This is a genomic window from Bacillus sp. HY001 (assembly GCF_007558965.1).
GTDB lineage: Bacteria > Bacillota > Bacilli > Bacillales > Bacillaceae_G > Bacillus_A > Bacillus_A mobilis.
In genome coordinates this window covers 1-207 of sequence record NZ_VLTE01000337.1, presented here as the reverse complement: position 1 = coordinate 207, position 207 = coordinate 1, and the positions used below count along the sequence as shown (strand labels likewise).

General features: G+C 28.0%; 1 pseudogene. It reads right to left on the bottom strand.

Going from position 1 to position 207, the window contains the following annotated elements:
* Positions 1-98: pseudogene (locus FOT98_RS31605) on the bottom strand (winged helix-turn-helix transcriptional regulator); the annotation flags it as partial.
* Positions 99-207: the final 109 nt, after the last annotated feature.

Below are 207 nucleotides of genomic sequence, written 5' to 3'. Positions count from 1 at the left end.
AAACACCATATAATCGCTATTTTCCAACGTCCACCTATAACGGATAAAGCCAAATCTTTGCTAGTGAAAAAAGTTTTTTCTTTATAATCAATAACCATTATATCACCACTTCTTTCTATTAGGGTTTTGTTTATAGTGACAAAAACGTCAGTATTGTCTAGTGAATTATAATATGTAATTATGGAAAAGTAAATTAGAAAACAAAAG